Annotated in this window: 16 protein-coding genes; 1 reads left to right on the forward strand and 15 read right to left on the reverse strand. The window is 46.1% G+C overall.

The window, feature by feature from the left end; genetic code table 11:
- Positions 1–131 precede the first annotated feature (131 nt).
- On the forward strand, positions 132–1,193 hold the full coding sequence (locus MCG98_RS02820; protein ID WP_240300337.1) for a sugar ABC transporter substrate-binding protein: 1,062 nt from the start codon (positions 132–134) through the stop codon (positions 1,191–1,193).
- Positions 1,194–1,270: 77 nt separating this feature from the next.
- On the opposite strand, the gene MCG98_RS02825 is transcribed toward MCG98_RS02820, so the two are convergent.
- The 15 genes from MCG98_RS02825 to MCG98_RS02895 all read right to left on the reverse strand — a co-directional run bounded on the left by MCG98_RS02825 (position 1,271) and on the right by MCG98_RS02895 (position 17,772).
- The gene (locus MCG98_RS02825; protein ID WP_240300338.1) at positions 1,271–2,194 is read right to left on the reverse strand and encodes a substrate-binding domain-containing protein; all 924 of its coding nucleotides are present in this window, start codon (positions 2,192–2,194) and stop codon (positions 1,271–1,273) included.
- Positions 2,195–2,214: 20 nt separating this feature from the next.
- Positions 2,215–3,156 carry a ribose ABC transporter permease gene (gene rbsC / locus MCG98_RS02830; RefSeq protein WP_240300339.1) on the reverse strand — a complete coding sequence of 314 codons (942 nt, stop codon included), beginning with the start codon at positions 3,154–3,156 and terminating at the stop codon, positions 2,215–2,217.
- Positions 3,153–4,640 carry a sugar ABC transporter ATP-binding protein gene (locus MCG98_RS02835; protein WP_240300340.1) on the reverse strand — a complete coding sequence of 496 codons (1,488 nt, stop codon included), beginning with the start codon at positions 4,638–4,640 and terminating at the stop codon, positions 3,153–3,155. Before MCG98_RS02835 ends, rbsC begins: the two co-directional genes overlap by 4 nt.
- 23 nt (positions 4,641–4,663) lie before the next feature.
- Positions 4,664–5,071 carry a D-ribose pyranase gene (gene rbsD, locus MCG98_RS02840; protein WP_240300341.1) on the reverse strand — a complete coding sequence of 136 codons (408 nt, stop codon included), beginning with the start codon at positions 5,069–5,071 and terminating at the stop codon, positions 4,664–4,666.
- Positions 5,072–5,074: 3 nt separating this feature from the next.
- Entirely contained in the window at positions 5,075–5,965 is an 891-nt protein-coding gene (gene rbsK / locus MCG98_RS02845) for a ribokinase (RefSeq protein ID WP_240300342.1), read from the reverse strand.
- Positions 5,962–6,957: a LacI family DNA-binding transcriptional regulator gene (locus MCG98_RS02850; RefSeq protein WP_240300343.1), complete on the reverse strand. Its 996-nt coding sequence runs from the start codon at positions 6,955–6,957 to the stop codon at positions 5,962–5,964. Before MCG98_RS02850 ends, rbsK begins: the two co-directional genes overlap by 4 nt.
- 252 nt (positions 6,958–7,209) lie before the next feature.
- Positions 7,210–8,244: an alcohol dehydrogenase catalytic domain-containing protein gene (locus tag MCG98_RS02855; RefSeq protein ID WP_240303370.1), complete on the reverse strand. Its 1,035-nt coding sequence runs from the start codon at positions 8,242–8,244 to the stop codon at positions 7,210–7,212.
- Positions 8,245–8,364: 120 nt separating this feature from the next.
- Positions 8,365–9,474 (reverse strand): ROK family transcriptional regulator, encoded by a 1,110-nt coding sequence (locus MCG98_RS02860; RefSeq protein ID WP_240300344.1) that lies wholly within the window; start codon positions 9,472–9,474, stop codon positions 8,365–8,367.
- Positions 9,475–9,655: 181 nt separating this feature from the next.
- Entirely contained in the window at positions 9,656–10,483 is an 828-nt protein-coding gene (locus tag MCG98_RS02865) for an alpha/beta hydrolase-fold protein (protein ID WP_240300345.1), read from the reverse strand.
- Positions 10,484–10,522: 39 nt separating this feature from the next.
- Positions 10,523–11,485, reverse strand: a complete 963-nt coding sequence (locus MCG98_RS02870; RefSeq protein WP_240300346.1) for an ABC transporter permease — start codon at positions 11,483–11,485, stop codon at positions 10,523–10,525.
- Between the two features lie 17 nt (positions 11,486–11,502).
- On the reverse strand, positions 11,503–12,996 hold the full coding sequence (locus tag MCG98_RS02875; protein WP_240300347.1) for a sugar ABC transporter ATP-binding protein: 1,494 nt from the start codon (positions 12,994–12,996) through the stop codon (positions 11,503–11,505).
- Positions 12,997–13,118: 122 nt separating this feature from the next.
- A complete protein-coding gene (locus tag MCG98_RS02880) occupies positions 13,119–14,141 on the reverse strand; it encodes a sugar ABC transporter substrate-binding protein (RefSeq protein ID WP_240300348.1) in 1,023 nt (340 codons plus the stop codon).
- Positions 14,142–14,232: 91 nt separating this feature from the next.
- Positions 14,233–15,351, reverse strand: a complete 1,119-nt coding sequence (locus tag MCG98_RS02885; protein WP_240300349.1) for a uroporphyrinogen decarboxylase family protein — start codon at positions 15,349–15,351, stop codon at positions 14,233–14,235.
- A gap of 117 nt (positions 15,352–15,468) precedes the next feature.
- Positions 15,469–16,482: a zinc-dependent alcohol dehydrogenase family protein gene (locus MCG98_RS02890; RefSeq protein ID WP_240300350.1), complete on the reverse strand. Its 1,014-nt coding sequence runs from the start codon at positions 16,480–16,482 to the stop codon at positions 15,469–15,471.
- Between the two features lie 18 nt (positions 16,483–16,500).
- The gene (locus MCG98_RS02895) at positions 16,501–17,772 is read right to left on the reverse strand and encodes a uroporphyrinogen decarboxylase family protein (RefSeq protein ID WP_240300351.1); all 1,272 of its coding nucleotides are present in this window, start codon (positions 17,770–17,772) and stop codon (positions 16,501–16,503) included.
- Between the last annotated feature and the right edge of the window lie 67 nt (positions 17,773–17,839).

Raw genomic sequence — 17,839 nt, forward strand, 5'->3', positions numbered from 1 at the left:
CATTCTAAAAGTTAAGATTATACTATTTTTAGACAAGATAAGCAAATGCTGTCTACATTAATAGATGCTAGAATAAATCTATCAAAGAGATTTGCCGGCACACTTTATAAAAGGAAAAAGGGGTAGTTACAATGAGAAAAAAAATGGTAACAAAAGTACTGGCGTTTGCAATGGCAGCATTAATGATGACCGGATGTCTTGCCGGCTGCGGTGATTCTGATAAGAAAACCCAAGATCAGGCAGCTGCCGGGGAAGATGCGGCTGCAGATACCGGATCTGACAATGCCGGAGAAGAAACGTCTTCTGATAACGTATTCCGCGTTGGTTTCGTAAACATCGATAATGGCGACACGAACTGTTATCCCGCAATGATGAACTTCAAGGCATACGTGGAAAGTGACGAGTTCGCCAAAGCAGTCGGAGCTGATAAGGTGGAAGCTTTAACAGCGGATTCCGCTCTCAACATCGAAAAACAGACCACCAACGTGGAAACACTTTTGACCAAGGGTCTTGATATGATGTTTATCATCGGAGTTGATACAGAAGGCAACACCACTTCCGTTGAGGCATGTAACAAAGAGGGGATTCCCGTATTTATGGTCGGTACAGAGGCTTCCGGCGGTGACTGGAAATTTGTCGGATTTGATGAGACGGAACTTGGTAAATTCCAGGGAGAATGGTGTGTTGAAAACCTGCCTGAAAACGCAAATATATGCTATGTAGAAGGAACGCCGGGACGTGAAGCTGCCGTTATGCGTAAACAGGGCTTTATGGATGCCATCGCAGAGCGCGGGGACCTGAATCTGCTGTCCAGCCAAAGCGGAGACTTTTCAACAGAGGAATCCATGCGGGTTACTGAAGACTGGATTCAGAAATACGGTGATGATATCGACTGTATTGTTGCTCCGGACAATTTCTCTATCCTTGGAGTATGTGAAGCTCTGAAAGCAGCAGGAATGACAGATATCATTACCTGTGGTGTCGTAGGCAGCCGTGATGATGCCAATCAGATCAAATCCGGAAACGAAAGCTATGGCGTTTTTTGTTACTGGCCGATGATTGGAACTCTATGCGGTGAAATCGCTCAGAAAGTTTATCTTGGCGAAGACATTGAAGATAGAACAAACATTGAGTTATTCCATATGACCGCAGACAACTGTGATGATTTGTTAAACGAGTATATTCCGGAATAAAAACAGCAATTTCAGACGCGCAGCGCTGCAAAAACATCTTGTTTGAAACAGCGCTGCGTGTCTGCCCTATTAAAGATTTATTTCGTTATCAGTTCAACTTCTACCGGGAGTGACTTCTCAACTTCATCCCCCGCAATGAGCTTCATCGCCGTCTCAACAGCCGTCTCACCCATCAGTTCCGGCTTCTGTGCCACAGTCGCAGCCATTTTCCCTGCTTTCACAGCCGCTACCGCATCATCTGTGGCGTCAAATCCGACCACCCTGATATCTTTTCCGGACGCTGCGATCGCCTCCACTGCACCAAGTGCCATCTCGTCATTGTGTGCGAATACACCCCTGATGGCAGAATCAGACTGGAGGATGTTCTCCATAACTGTCAGACCCTCAGCGCGGTTAAAGTTTGCCGACTGGCTCGTGACAACTTCAAGTGCCGTATCCGCCGCCTCATGGAAACCCGCACCTCTGTCGATCGTTGCGGATGCACCCGGAACACCCTCGATCTCTGCAGCCTTAGAACCTTCTCCTATCTGCTCGATCAGATATTCTGTCGCCATCCTCGCACCGGCCACGTTGTCGGAAGCAATCTGGCAGTCCACCTCCACTCCGTTCACCACGCGGTCCACAGAGATGACTTTGATACCTTTTGATACGGCATTCTGTACCGCCGGAGCCACCGCGTCGGAGTCTACCGGATTCACGATCAGTACACTAACGTTTCTGGAAATCAGATCTTCGATATCGCTCGTCTGTTTTGCCGCATCATCACTCGCATCTACCACGACCAGTTTCACACCTGCATCCTCCGCTTTCGCCTTTGCGCCGTCTGCCAGTGAAACAAAAAACGGATTGTTAAGTGTTGATACCGAAAATCCAACTGCACCGCTTCCGCCGCCACTCTGCGCCGCGTCGCCCTCTCCGTCAATTGTGATGGCATTACAGCCCGCCACTCCGAGCAGCATGCAGACTCCTGCGACAAGCCCTGCTATTTTCTTTATTTTCATGACTCTTCTCCTTTTTCTTCTCAACGTTTTCGGTCAGACAATACCGCAACCAGGATGACCAGGCCTTTGATGACATCCTGATAGTAAGAAGATACCCCCAGAATGTTCAGACCATTGTTCAGCACCGCGATGATCAGTACACCGATAAAGGTACCGTAGATTTTTCCGCGTCCGCCGCTCATACTTGTTCCGCCGAGCGCTACCGCAGCGATGGCATCCAGCTCATAACCGTCACCCAGTGTCGGCTGTGCAGACCCCAGTCTTGACAGAAGGATCAGTCCTGACAGCGCCGCCATGAAGCCGGAGATCGCATATGCGATGATCTTGGTCCTGTGAATATTGATACCTGCCAGCTTCGCACACTTCCAGTTGCTACCCGTAGCATACACGGCGCGCCCGAAGGTGGTTTTATTCAGCAGGAAGAAAAATGCAATAAAAATAAGTACCAGCAGTATCACAGGTATTGGTATGCGGTAAAAATTTCCTTTTCCGATCAGTTTCAGCACAAAGCTGTCTCCGAGGTTTGAGATTGGTTTTCCGTTTGTGAAGATCATAGTCAGTCCCCGATAGACTGTCATTGTGATCAACGTCGCGATAAACGGCTGCAGTCTTCCTTTTGTCACCAGAATCCCGCTTACGATACCGAGCCCTGTACCGATGACCAGCGCTCCGATCATGGCCGCTCCGGCAGGCACACCTGCTGCGATCATTCCCGCACAGAGTGCGGTGCTAAGCGCCAGTACAGATCCCACGGACAGATCGATTGCATCCGTGAGGATCACACATGTCATACCGAAGGCGATCAGTCCGTTTATGGACGACTGTCTCAGCAGTGACAAAAAGTTGCTCCATGTGCGGAATTCGGGGCTGACTACGCTGATTCCTATAACCAGGATAATCAGTGCGATCAATGCACCCAGATCCTGTGCATGATTAAAAATACCTTTTTGATTGGACTTCATGATATTGTACCTCCCGTCGCCAACGTCATAATATTCTCCTGGCTCGCCTCTTTCCTGCTGATGATTCCGCGAACCTCCCCCTCCCTCACGACCATGATCCGGTCGCTCATTCCGAGAACCTCCGGAAGCTCAGAGGATACCATAATAATCGCTACGCCTTTTGCGGCAAGCTCATTGATAATTGTATAGATTTCTTTCTTAGCGCCGATATCCACGCCTCTGGTGGGTTCATCCAGAATCAGTATGCCGGGATTCGTATAGATCCACTTGGCAAATACTACTTTCTGCTGATTTCCTCCACTCAGGTTGTTGCACTCATGGTCCGGCCCGAAGCACTTAATGTGAAGTTCCCGGATACCTTTGGCAACCAGATCCTGTTCTTTCTTTTTATGCATTACCCTGTGATTTGAAACACTGGACAGATTGGCAAGCGCTATATTTTTCTGTATGCTCTCTTCCAGCATCAGGCCTTCTACCTTCCTGTCCTCTGTGATAAACCCGATTCCGCACTTCATTGCCTGAATCGGAGATTTAATATGCACTTCCCTTCCCTGGATCTCAACGGTTCCATGTTCATAGGAAAGGTTCCCAAAGATAGCCTGCATGATCTCTGTCCTTCCGGCACCCATCAATCCGGATACCCCCAGGACCTCACCTGAACGCACTTCAAAATTTACATCCTGAAATACTCCCTGTTTCGTCAGGCCCTTTACTTTCAGCACGGTCTTACCAATTTTACTGTGCCTGGCAGGATACCGTTCACCAATCTCACGTCCGATCATCATTTTTACGATCTCATTCATATTTGTCTCGGGTATATTTTTGGTCCCCACGTACGTCCCGTCTCTCAGCACACTGATCCTGTCACACAGCTCAAAGATTTCCTCCATTCGGTGCGAAATATACACGATAGATACTCCCGATTCGCGCAGGGAATGAATCACTTCAAACAGCACCAGTGTCTCGCTCTGAGTAAGCGCCGCTGTCGGTTCATCCATGATGATGACTTTGGCGTCTACCATAAGCGCCTTACAGATTTCTATCATCTGCTGTTGCCCCACGGACAGATTGGACATCACCTCCGACGGCGATATATGAACTCCGAGCCGGTCCAGGGCCTCGGCTGCTTTTTTGCGCATTGCCTTCTGATCGCAGAGTCCGAATCTCGTCTTTATCTCTTTTCCCATAAAAAGATTTTCTTCCACCGTCAGGTCAAACAATACATTTAATTCCTGATGGATAAATACGATGCCTGCCTTCTCAGCTTCCTGAGGGCTTTTGTAATGTACTTCCCTGCCATCTACCAGTACAGTACCTGCATCCTTTGTATAGACACCTGTTAGGATCTTCATAAGCGTTGATTTTCCGGCACCGTTCTCGCCCATCAGTGCATGAACTTCACCATCGCCCAGAATAAAACCGGCATCTTTCAGAACCTGATTGCTTCCGAAAGATTTATCTATTCCTTTCATCTCAATCTGCATGTCCTACGCCTCCCTTTCTTTTCTCAGAACAAACAGCCGGACTGCAGGATGATGTTGGCATAAGCCGTGGTCTCACCTGTGCGGATGACTGCCCTGCACATTTTTGTCTGTTCCTTCAGCTCCTGATGGCTGACATACTCTATCTCACATGAATTTCCCATGCTTTTTACCAGGTTCAGTATATCCTTCCACATGTTCGGGCTGTGTTCTTTTATTTCTTCCGCCAGAATTATTTTTTCAATTTTCATGTCACCCGTTACTTCATTTAATACTTCCAGGAACCCCGGTACACCGAACTTCACAGCCAGGTCTATCCTTTCTGTCTCATCCGGTATCGGAAGTCCGCAGTCTCCCACTGCCAGGGTATCCGTGTGTCCCATGTAAGAAAGGACCCTTGAGATATCACTGTTTAAAATTCCATTTTTCTTCATTCTCTATTCTCCCAATTCTCTGATGACTTCTTCGTACGTCGGCATTCCTCCCTGTGCGCCGAATTTTTCAGTGGAAAGGCCGGCAGCAGCATTTGCAAACCGCAATGACTCTTCCATATTCCTGCCCTCTGTTATGGCAACGGTAAAAGCTCCGTTCAGTGTGTCTCCCGCCCCTGTGGTATCTACAACTTTTGATTTTCTCGCAGGCACCAGGATCGTCTCCCCGCTTTTCAGACAGGCTCCCACTCCGCGGGATCCCTGTGTGATCACAAGCTTCTCCGGATAGGTCTTTAAAAGCTCCTCAAATGAGCGGTCCTCCCCAAACAGGATCACAGCCTCATGTTCGTTAGGTGTAAGATAAGTCACCTTTTCCAGAATATCCTGCCGTACAGGTCTGGCAGGTGCCGGGTTCAGTACAACCTTTACTTTGTTTGCCGCACAAAGTTCAGCAACATACTCGACCGTATTCTGTGGTATCTCGTGCTGAAGAAGTACAATCTCACATTCCAGAAGAGAGTCTTTTATCTCATTTATATAGTCAATGTCCACACAGTCATTTGTTCCCGCTACAACAATAATCGTATTGTCATTCTCACCAACCGTAATGACCGCAAGTCCTGTGGGAATCCCTTTCACGGTTTTAATATGCTGTGTGTTGACGCCCATATTTTCAAGATTTTTGACAAGGTTTTCCCCTGCAGCATCGTCGCCCACACAACCGAACATTTCAACATCTGCACCTAATCTGGCCATGGCTACCGCCTGATTCGCACCCTTTCCTCCCGGGATGTACTGCAGATCTTCCCCTTTCAGTGTCTCACCTTTCAAAGGAATTCTCTCAGCTTTGACTGTCATATCCATGTTGATGCTTCCTACTACTCCTATTTTTTTCATATTTCTTCTCTCTTTCTCAACGTTGTTTCCCGCTCAATCAATTCCACTTCAAAATGGTATCTGATATCCGTCTTTTTTCCTTCAATATGATCAATCAATACCCTCGCCGAAGTTTCACCCATCCTGGAGATCGGCTGCGCGATTGTCGTAAGCTCCGGCGTCATAAGCTCGCTCAGGTTAATATTATCGTATCCGATAATCTGTATATCATCCGGCACCCGATAACCCTTTTTTCTCAAAACCTTGTAGACGGAAATTGCGACCATATCATTTCCGGCAATAATACCGTCCACTTCGGGATATCTCTTTAGCAGCTCCTCAGTCATATTAATACCCTCCTGGAAACTGTACTTACAGTCCACAAAACGTGGAACAACATCATACCTGCTGCACATGGCCAGGTAGCCTTCAAAACGTTTCCTTGCACTGGACAGCGCCTGATCGCCTCTCATATTGACGATATGACGGCAGCCACATTTCACCAGATGCTCCATGGCGAGACGTCCGCCCTGGTAATGATCTGACTGGATATACGCGATCTGGTTCTTCGCCTTTACCTCACGGTCGAGTATGACAACAGGAACCCGGCACTGTTCCACGCTTTCCTTGATGCCGTCCTGATTCGTCAGCAGTATGATCCCATCCGCATTCATTCTGCTCAGCAGATCGATATTTGTTTTCTCTTTTTCCAGGTCATTATTAGAATTACAGAGCATCAGGCGGTACCCTCTGTGATAGCTTTCCTCCTCAATGGCACGTGCCATCTCATTAAAAAATGGATTCTGGATGTTCGGGAGTATTACACCGATAATTCTGGCTGATTTTTTGTATAAGGTCCTTGCTGTCTCGTTCGGTCTGAAACCGGTTTCTTTTATCACCTTCAAAACTCTCTGCTTCTTCTCGTCGTCAACATTAGCCGTCCCATTCATTACTCTTGATACTGTTGAAGGAGAAACCCCCGCCATCTTAGCAACATCTCTGATACTTATCATTGTTTCACCTCATTTCTTTTTTTGAAACCCGTTTCAAGTTGGTTTTATTATAATCATTTTACAAAAACATGTCAATAAAAATCAGCGTTTTCGTGCTTGTGAACAAATTTCCAGCGAATTGCTATTTTTTTCCGCCCTTCCTTTGTCTATTATCCACAAAACTACTTTACACCGTTAAAAAAAGACCCGCCAGAGACATTCTTAACCTGGTCTCTGGGGGGCCTTACCTTCAATACATATTCTTCTAATTTGTTACTCCTCGGATGGATCGATATCAATAAGGACCTTCATTGATGTCTCACGATTTCTGTCTATATACTCATAAGCATCCAGATACCGGTCAAACGGAAAATGCTGACTCATCAATAGCTTCAGTTTGATCTTCCCCTCGCTAACCAGACGAATCGCATCTGCATAATCATCATGCCTGTACATCATCGTTGTATTTAAATCCAGTTCATGATCGTTCAGTACCGCCAGATCCACATTTGCCATCTTCCCAAATACAGCCACCAGGATAATCACACTTCCTTTTCTGGCGTACTTGATGGCCTGTCCCATGGTAATGTCATTTCCTGCGCAGTCATAGATCACATCTGCCTTATCAGGCCCAAAGCATTCCGACATGGCTTCTCCAAAGTCTTTGTGCTGTGTATTTACGGCAAACGTGGCGCCGGCCATTTTCGCCAGTTCGAGACGATGATCTGAAACATCCGTGATCAGCACCCTGGATGCACCAAGTGCCTTCACCGTCTGTGCTAAAAGATTTCCTATTGTCCCCGCACCTAAGATCGCCACGTCTTTACCATTTAAATCGCCAAACCGTTTTGCCGCATGTACCGTTACAGCCAGCGGTTCAATCATGGCGCCTTCATTAAAAGTCATATGATCCGGAAGCGGTGTTACCTTTGATGCATCCACGGCAAAATATTCACTTGCCACACCTGTCGTCTGAAAACCCATGACCTTCAGGTCTTCACATAAATTATACTTTCCGTGCAGACAGGGGTAGCACTTCCCGCAGTATACCTGAGGTTCAATTGTCACCTTCTGTCCTTCCGTAAAACCAGTAACCCCCGAACCACATTTTACAACCTTCGCAGACATTTCATGTCCCTGGGTCACAGGATAGCTGGTGAAAGGGTGGGTGCCATGATAAACATGAATGTCACTCCCGCATACACCCAGCTTCATAACTTTTACCAGAATCTGATCCTCTCCGGGTTCAGGAACCGGCACTCTTTTGTATTCTATTGTCTTTGGAGCAGTCATTACCTGCTGAATGATAGTATTCATATTAACCTCCCATGCCGCACTTGCTGCGGCTCTGATCAGGGATAGGTGAAAGTTTTCTTTCAGCCTTCTGTCCCCCATTCCCTTCCAGGAACAGAGAGCGCTCACATACAGCTACACGACAGTTGAGAAAAACTGGTGAATCAGTTTAAATGCCACACCGTAAGCCGATGCCTCCCAGCGATACTTGCCGCAGTGGATAAACAGGGCATCCTGATCTAAATAATCATACTGCATCGTAAGCTGCCGCAGACTGGAAAGGTATTTTTCCATATATCCTCCTACATGACCGCCCACAATGATTTCGCAGTCATTCAGCATTCGTATATTAGAGATGACAATGGAAAGATTTTTCAGGTAATGATCCCATATCCGTTGATTCTCTTCATTCCCGCTCTCAAGCAGCGAAAAGAATTCCTGAAGGTTTCCATCTCCCAATACCTTGGCAGAGCAGTAGCTGTCAACACACCCTTTTTTTCCACAATAGCAGGTCTTGCCATCCGGAATAAAAATCATATGACCAATCTCTGAACTCTTGTTATTGATACCGCCGTATGGTTTGCCATTTACACTGAAAGCACCTCCGACAGTAGCATTCAATGATAAATAAAAGGCTGTACCGGTTCTAAAACGTTTTTCAGATAAGGCCGCTGCATTTCCATCGTTTTCAAAGATTACCGGATAAGGCAGTGCATTTTCCAGGTCCATCAGACTGTAATTTTCCAGTTGGAACGCATGGGATTTTCGAATGATCCGATTGCCGTTATCCAACACCCCTGGCAGAGAAATCCCGATTCCAAGTATTTTTTCCCTGTCGATTACATTCCTTGAAACAAACTCTTCGACCTTCTTGCCAAACAGTCTATAATATGTATACGTCGGCTCAAAGTTAAACCTTATACGCTCTTTGTTAAGAAGAACTCCATCTAATCCTACCAGAACCATTTCCAGATGATGATTCGTTATGTTAAGACCAATCGCCAGCCTGGAATCCCTTACGATGGAAATAATCTTCGCTTTACGCCCTCCGCTCGACTCTGACTGCCCGATTTCGGCAATCAAACCACTTTCTTTTAATTCTTTGATTTTTTGCAGTACGGTTGGCAGACTGAAACCGCATTCCTGAATAATATCATTTCGGGTAACTTCTCCTCTGTCTGATATATATTCAATAATGGTACTTTTTATAGCCTTGGTAGTATCCTCACGAAATTGTTTTGCCATGTTTTATTCCCTGTTTTATCCCCTGATTTATCTCCTGATACCACGAATTGCTCTGCACTTCGTGTTTTTCGGGTCCAAAATCATGTATTGCCATACAGGCATGGCACACACAACCATTTGACCTCAGTATCAAAAATTTTTAATTTTAGCTTAGCACAAACACGGTTTTCCGTCAATCAAACTACTTTTTATACGGGATGATTCCGCCAAATACATCGTCATCTTCCGGTTTGCCTGCAACGTGCTCTAAAAACCTGTTTAATGCACTGCGCCAGAAGACCCAGTCATGAATGCCTTCCCATGTCTCATATACCACATCCAGATGACACTTGCACAGCAAATCATAAAACGCTGTATTCTGTCGATACACCAGGAGATCTTCTGTCCCACATGCCAGATAAATATCCGGAGCCTCAGCTGTGCTAAGATTTTTAGCCAGATAGCAAAGCTGATCTTTTTCCCGGGGTATTCCTCCCTCACCCACCACAGCTACAATTTCATTTATAAAGTTTGCGCCACAGTCACTGGTTTTGCCCAAAATTTCTGCCTGATGGAAAAAAGCACTGATATCTGTAACCCCGCTGAAAGAGCCAACCGCTGCAAACACACCGGGCTCGGACAAAGCCGCATGAAGAGCGCCGAAACCGCCCATTGACAGCCCTGCGATCATCAGATGGTCAGAGTCGGCGGGTATATGAAACATTTTTTCCATCAGCTCCGGAAGTTCACCGGTCAGGTATTCTGTGTAATGTCCTCCATGTTTCATATCCAGCCAAAAACTTTTGTGCCCCTCCGGTACAATGACTGCAATATTATATTGTGCTGCCAGTTCGTCTGCCAGTCCGTGCCTGATCCAGCCGGACGCATTATCTGAAATGCCATGTAGTAATATCAATGTTCTCGAAGGACCATCCTTCTGGTAACGGTGACCATCATATGGCAGGCTGACATAGACCTGTGTCTCAAACCCTAATGTTTTCGGAAATATATTCCCCTGGAAAAGCGCCATTTTGTAAATCCTCCCTGAGAACCTCTGCTGTACGGTTCATTACGCCGCCTTTGGTGCCTTTTTGCCTGACCGCCCAAAGCTGTCAAAGACTACAACCGCCAGGAGTACGATGCCTTTGATAATCTGCTGCCAGTAATCATTTGCACCCATAATTGACATCCCATTATTTAAGACACCTATGATGGCAGCACCTATAATTGCTCCCGCAATACTTCCTTTTCCCCCATTTACACTGACTCCGCCCAATACAGCCGCTGTAAGAACATCCATCTCAAAACTGTTTGCAATGTTAGGCTGTCCTGAACCAGTCCGGCAGAGCATAACGATTCCTGCTATACCTGTCAGAAATCCAAGCAATGCATACGTTAAGATACGCGTAAAATGAGTATTGACTCCCGTCAGCCTTAAAGCTTCTTCGTTACTTCCGAGTGCATAGAAATGCCGTCCGATATAAGTCTTGTTCAATAACACAATGCCAAACACAATAACCGCGATCATGATCAGGCCGGGAATCGGAAAGAACCCAAACAGATTTCCCTGTCCTATTGTTTTTAAATAGTCCGGGATACCATACATCGGATATCCGTTGGAAATAACAAAAGCTGCTCCGCGAAGAGCCGTCTGCATTGCCAGTGTGGCAATGAGGGGCGGTATCCCTGTTCTGCTGATCACAAAACCGTTAAAAGTTCCGATCAGAGTAGTAAACGCAATACCGATAATCAGCGCAAGGATCGGATTTACTCCCGCATTGAGGATCAGATAACAAATAATAATATTCATGATCGCTATCTGTGATCCGACTGACAGGTCAAGCCCCCCGCCGATCAGGACGAAGGTAAAACCGACGGTAACAATCCCCATCATGGAAATCTGGCGGATAATGTTCATCGCATTTCCCACTGCAAAAAAAGCAGGAGAAATAATTGAGAAAACAATAATTAATGCAATAAAAATAAGAAAAATCATGTACTGTTTAAAGCCACTGGATAATTTATGTTTCATAGTTAAGTTACCTCCTATCATATTCCTGATGCCATTGCCAAAACGTGATCCTGTGAGAACTCATTTTTCTCAAGGAGACCCGCGATTCTTTTTTCGTTTAGAACAACGAGTCTGTCAGAAATATTCAGCAATTCAACCATATCTGAGGAGATCAGCAATATTGCCATTCCCTGTTTTGCAAATTCCGCGATCAGATTATAAATCTCCTGCTTGGCTCCTACATCTACGCCTCTGGTCGGCTCATCCAGTATCAGGACCCTGGGATTGCTGGCAATCCATTTTGCTAAAACTACCTTCTGCTGATTGCCGCCGCTAAGGCTTGAGACATTGTCTTTGACACTTCCCACCTTGATACGGAAAGCCACTCTCTGTTTTTCAACGATTTCTTTTTCCCTGTCTTTTTGTATAAAAATATTTTTAGAGATCCTCTTTAAAATGGGCATGGTTATATTCCAGCTGATCGGCAAAGACAGAATTGCCCCATGGTTCTTTCTGTCCTCCGGTACATAGGCAATTCCTTTCTCCAATGCCTGTTTTGGTGATTTGACCGTGATCTTCTCCCCGTTCAGGATTAACTCCCCACTGTCGATTCTCTCCGCACCAAACAAAAGCCGTGCCAATTCAGTCCTTCCGGATCCCAGCAGGCCGCCAAGCCCCAGTATTTCACCTGCACGCAGGGTAAACGAAATATCTTTAAGCCCGTTTCCTCCGATATTCCTGGCTTCCAGTACAACATCGCCTTTTTCCCAGGTAGGATGAAACTCGATCTCTTCCACCTTGCGGTTTGCCATCTGATAGATTAATTCCTGCCGTGTAATGTCCTGTGTCGCAGATGTTAATATGTATTTTCCATCCCGCATAACCGTCAGGCGGTCTGCGATCCTGTATATCTCTTCCAGCCGATGCGATATGTAAATAATCGTAACTCCCTGTTCCTTCAGTCTCCCGATCAGTTCAAAAAGATCTTCTGTCTCATTGGTAGATAACGGAGCTGTAGGTTCATCCATAATGAGTATCTTTGCATCTTTTGCAACCGCCTTTGCAATTTCTACCAGCTGCATCTGAGCGGTCGTCATATTTCCGATGATGTCTGTCGGACTGATATTTACTTTCATGCTGTCCAAAACTTTTTTTGCTTTTGCTATATATTTCTTCTTATCATAAAATCTGCTTTTCTGATCTGACTGAAGTTCATCACCCATATAAATATTCTCCGCAACAGTCAGCGATGGAAACAGGTTAAACTCCTGATATATGGTAGACACACCCACACTCCTGGAAAGCTGAGGTGTCATCCTCGCATAGCTCTTCCCCCAGAAGACAAGTTCACCTGAATCCGGCACCTCTGCACCAGATATCATCTTGATCAATGTAGATTTGCCTGCACCATTCTCTCCCATCAATGCGTGGGTCTCTCCCCTCTCAAAATCTATCGACACATTATCAAGCGCCTGAATGCCGCCATACCGTTTCTTTATATTATGTACAGATAATACAAGTTCTTTTTCCATATTATCACTCTCTCTTCACATTAATAATGCAGCTTTTACAAAAGGGGCATCTTTTACGGTTTCCTCCAAAGACACCCCTTTACCACTATTAATCACATGTTTTATTCAGCGGGTGGGGTTAATTATTCTTCGTCCAGATAATCACCTACATTGTCAATCGTTACCGGTGTTGTTTCATAAATAATCGTTCCATCCACTTCTTCACCCTGGCTGGCAGCTATCAGGATATCAATTGCCCCGGGCAGAGCATCATAAGCTCCTGACATTACGGTTCCCCTGTACATGGTACCATCGCTGATCAGCTGCAGTGCCTGCGGGTCGCCGTCTGCGCCAAAGAATCCGTAATTATCGCCCTCCTTTCCCTGTGCCTTAAATACTTCATAAGCCCCGAGAACACCTGTATCATTGATACCGCAGATAACCTGGATATCCGGATGTGCAGCGAGGAAGTTTTCCGCCTGAATATTGCCTTCATCGCCCACGCCGGCTTTCTGCTGTGCAACTACTTTAGCATTAGGTGCAAGTTCAGTGAGTGCATCAACGATACCTTTTGCTCTGTCGATAATGAGCGGGATATCCGGATAATCAAACACACCAACCTCTATCACTTCCTGTGCTTTTAAATCCGGGTTTGAATTGATCCAGTCCGCAGCCATCTTTCCTGTTTGATATCCATATACATAATTATCCAGGTTCAGTGACCCTTCTGCACCGTCAACAATGCCATCATAAGTCATGACATAGATTCCTTTTTCTGTGGCTTTCTTTGCCATATCCGAGATGCCGTCGGGGTCAAAAGCGACCGCCATAATAGCTGTACATCCGGATGAAATAAAGTTTTCAAAAGAAGAAATCTGCTTGTTGACGTCGTTATTTTCGTCGGTCACCATACACTCTACACCTTTTTCATCACAGTAATCCTCGATGATCTGGGCCATCTTTGAATAGAAAAGATTCTGTGTTGTACTCATGGAGACACCGATTTTTACTTTTACATCCGAAGATGGTGCCTTTTCTTCAGAAGACGTTGATTTTTCTTCTTCGGGCTTGCTGTCTGCGGATGATCCGCACCCCGCCAATGCTGCCAATCCGATCGTGGAAGCGATTACCAGAGCCATTAGTTTTTTGATTCTTTTGTTTTTCATGTATTTCCCTCCATACATTATATTTTGAGGAAGAATCCTTCTAATTCTCCCTTAACTAAAACCAGCTCTTTTGCTGATTTCTGTTACGATGTTATATCTGCTTCTCTTTAGCTGCTTTATACATTGCCAGTACATTCTGAGCCGGAACATCAGCCTGTATATCATGGACTGCAGTTAAGATATAGCCTTCCGGCCCCAGCTCATCGATTCTTCTTGCCACCTCATCGCGTACATCATCGATCGTACCATTTGGCATAACCTGGCTTGTGTCAACCGCTCCACAGAAACAGAGTTGGTCACCATATTCCTTCTTAAGCTGTCTCGGATCCATACCTGCTGCATTTACCTGAACAGGATTTAGTATGTCCACCCCTATTTCAATCAGATCCGGAATCAGCGGAACAACGCTGCCGCAGGAATGATACATCAGTTTTGCGTTCGTACGGCTCTTGATAAAATCAAAATACCTCTTCTGATATGGTTTGATCATTTCCCGATACACGGCCGGAGACATAAGCGGAGACCTTGCCGCTGCCAGGTCATCTCCGACAAAAATAATATCCAGATATTCACCCACTTCCTGTAAATACTGTTCCTGTCTCGCACATTGAAACCGAAGCATGTGTTCCATCAGATAGTGTATAATATCCTCATCTGCAAGCAGATCTGTCAGAAAGTTTTGAAATCCGCGAATATAATGTGCCGGTTCAAAAATGCCGGAATCCACAATGTCACCCACAATAGCATAACGGTTTTCTTCTTTTAACTTCCGTGCCCGCTCCCTGCAGCCTTTGACTGCAGCCGGGACCACCGGGTCAGGCCATTCATACTCTTTAATCTCTGCCAGCTCAGTCATATCCTGCAGCGGATGATATACCATATCGTAATACAATTCATTATCGGGCATTTTAAAATGTATTCCGAAATGATCAATAAACTCTCTTTTGTTTATCACCTGTTTTGGAAAACATGGATGCGCGGGCACTCCTCTTGTATCCGTCTCAAGAAATTCAAGAACAGGTTCATCTACCAAACTAATCTGAAAATCTTCCATCATTAATCTGTCTTCCGTATGAACCCCCAGTATTTTTTTGACTTTATCATACGTTTTCCGCGCAATGGATGTACAGTTCGTTGAACCCAGTTCCGTTACGATCCTGTCAGGGGTCTTATGGTTTATGGTAGCCAATACTCGTTCACGTGGTGTCATGCAATGTCCCTCCAATTCATTTGTTTATTGAATTATAACATTTTTATTTCATTTTATCAATCGTTTTATAAAAGATTTTATATTATTCAGAGAGAGACACATGATGCGTAACCAGTATTACGGCCTTACAATTACTTTTCCTGCCTGACTGGGCGCCTGCAGGGCTGTTCCCAGCTTCTCCAGCGGGATGATCTCCGCCACAAGTTTGTCCAGATTGATCATGCCTGCATTCAGCAATGCAACAGAACGTCCCTGAGTCAGCGGATTGACATAAGAAGTCCTGATCGTCAGCTCCTTTCGAAACAGTTCAAAAGGTGCCAGTTTCATCACATCTTCAGACGTTCCCAGACCAAATAGCATAACTGTGGCACCTCTTCCCGCATACCGCACTGCATCTTCCATGGTAGCAGGTCTTCCTACGCATTCAATCACCACATCCAGATGAGTGACACCTGCGTCCTTTAATTCCCGTTCCACATCCTGATGGACCGGATCGATGACACAGTCAGCCCCCAGTTCCAGTGCCAGATTATGTTTTACTACATCCGGTTCTGATACGGCGATTTTTGCTGCCCCTGCGTTTTTACACAGCTGCAGCATGATCATTCCGATCGTACCGCCTCCGATGATGAGTACCTGGCTGCCCAGCTTTACATTTGATATATCGAAGCCGTGAAGCGCACAGGCGAGAGGCTCGCACATCGCACCCGCTTCAAAGGAAACACTGTCAGCCAGCAAAAACGCCTGTTTCTCCAACACAATACACTGTTCCTCAAAACCGCCATCAAAGTTTACCCCTGTCGCGTACATGCTGTCGCAGAACTGAACATCCCCTTTTCGACACATTTCACAACCGCCGCACATTACGTTTGGGTCTACGCATACCCGGTCACCCGCCTTGAAATTCTTCACTGCGCTGCCTGTCCGGACAACTACTCCTGCTAATTCATGGCCCAGAACAATCGGCGGCTCACAGTCAGTGGCTCCCCCGAATCCATTGTACAAATGAATATCGGTTCCACAGATACCCGCGGCCTTCACATCGATCAGTATCTCATCCGGTTTAATCGGGCGTACCGACCGATCCTCCACGCGTATTTCTTTGTTACCATAAAAAACTGCTGCTCTCATCTCTAATCCCTTCTCCCCTTATTCTTCCTGCGGTACCGTATCTTTCAATGCCTGCAGTTCAGCCAGCAGGTTTTCTGCCGGAACATCCGGCTGAACATTGTGGATATTTCCGCCGATGAAACCGCCGCCTCTGGACAGGATTTTTGCTGCCGCACGGGTCTGGTCATACACTTCCTCCGGCTTAGCCGTGGGCATCGTCTTCTGCGGATTACAGCCGCCACCCCAGAATACGATATCTTTTCCAAATGTACTCTTTAGCGTCTCCGCATCCATACCCCTGGCAGATACCTGGATCGGATTGAGGATATCAAATCCGGCTTCTATAAAGTCCGGCAGAATGGACGTGATCGCACCGCAGGAATGAATGAATATTTTCCAGTTGGTATTTGCATGTATCCAGTCATTCATCCGTTTATAATACGGCTTAAAAATTTCCTGAAAGATTTCTTTGGACACCATCAGACTGGTCTGATGTGCAAAATCTGTTGCGGAAAGTTCGATCACATCGATACGGTCGCCAACCGCTTCTTTGTAAAGCTTCAGATTCTCAATTGCGATTTCTGACTGCATATCAAACAGATCTTTCATATAATCCGGCTCTTCGCACATGGTCATCAGCCAGTCCGGCATATTGCGCACACCCGGAGTTTCCTTCTGCCACGGGCCCGGTACATGGAACGCGTCCCCCAGACCACCCCAGTCATAGCGTCCAACCAGGGAACACTGCGTATTATTGAACAGATCTTCAGACTGATCCTCACAGGCTTTCAGTTCCTCATCAGTGAACAGGCGATACATACCCTCATAGTCTTTTCTGGCATTCCACTCGGTCTTTGTATCCAGGTCCTCCTGGCGTACAATGGGATCAAAATAAAACCCGCCCCCAGGCATCTTTGCACTCGGAGGATAGTTCATATCTCCGCCCGCATATGCATAGAGTGCGCCGTCATCTCCTACCGTGTATGCAAACTCTCCGCTCACGAGAACCTGCGTTCCATCCGGAAGCGTCCATCTTTTAAAATCCTTATTCGGCACACCTGCCGTATTTGTAATCCCCCAGACTCCTACACAGTCAATCTGCAGTGCATCTATAACATCCTGCTCTACAGCGCCGCACTGCAGCAACGGATCCGTCAATGTTATAATATGGTCTTCCAGCCCCAGCTGCTTTCGCAGATTTTTCAACGCCAGTGCATGTATGGTCGTCACCGGTGTGGACCCCAGATCGATCGGAACACGGTCTGACACTTCATGATTTAACGCCTTTCTCACTCGTTCTCTAGATGTCATTTTTCATATTTCCTTTCCTGAATATAATTTTTTATTATCCAAATAATTCCAGTTAGTAAAACAGGTT

It is taken from the genome of Ruminococcus sp. OA3 (genome assembly GCF_022440845.1).
Taxonomy (GTDB): domain Bacteria; phylum Bacillota; class Clostridia; order Lachnospirales; family Lachnospiraceae; genus Ruminococcus_G.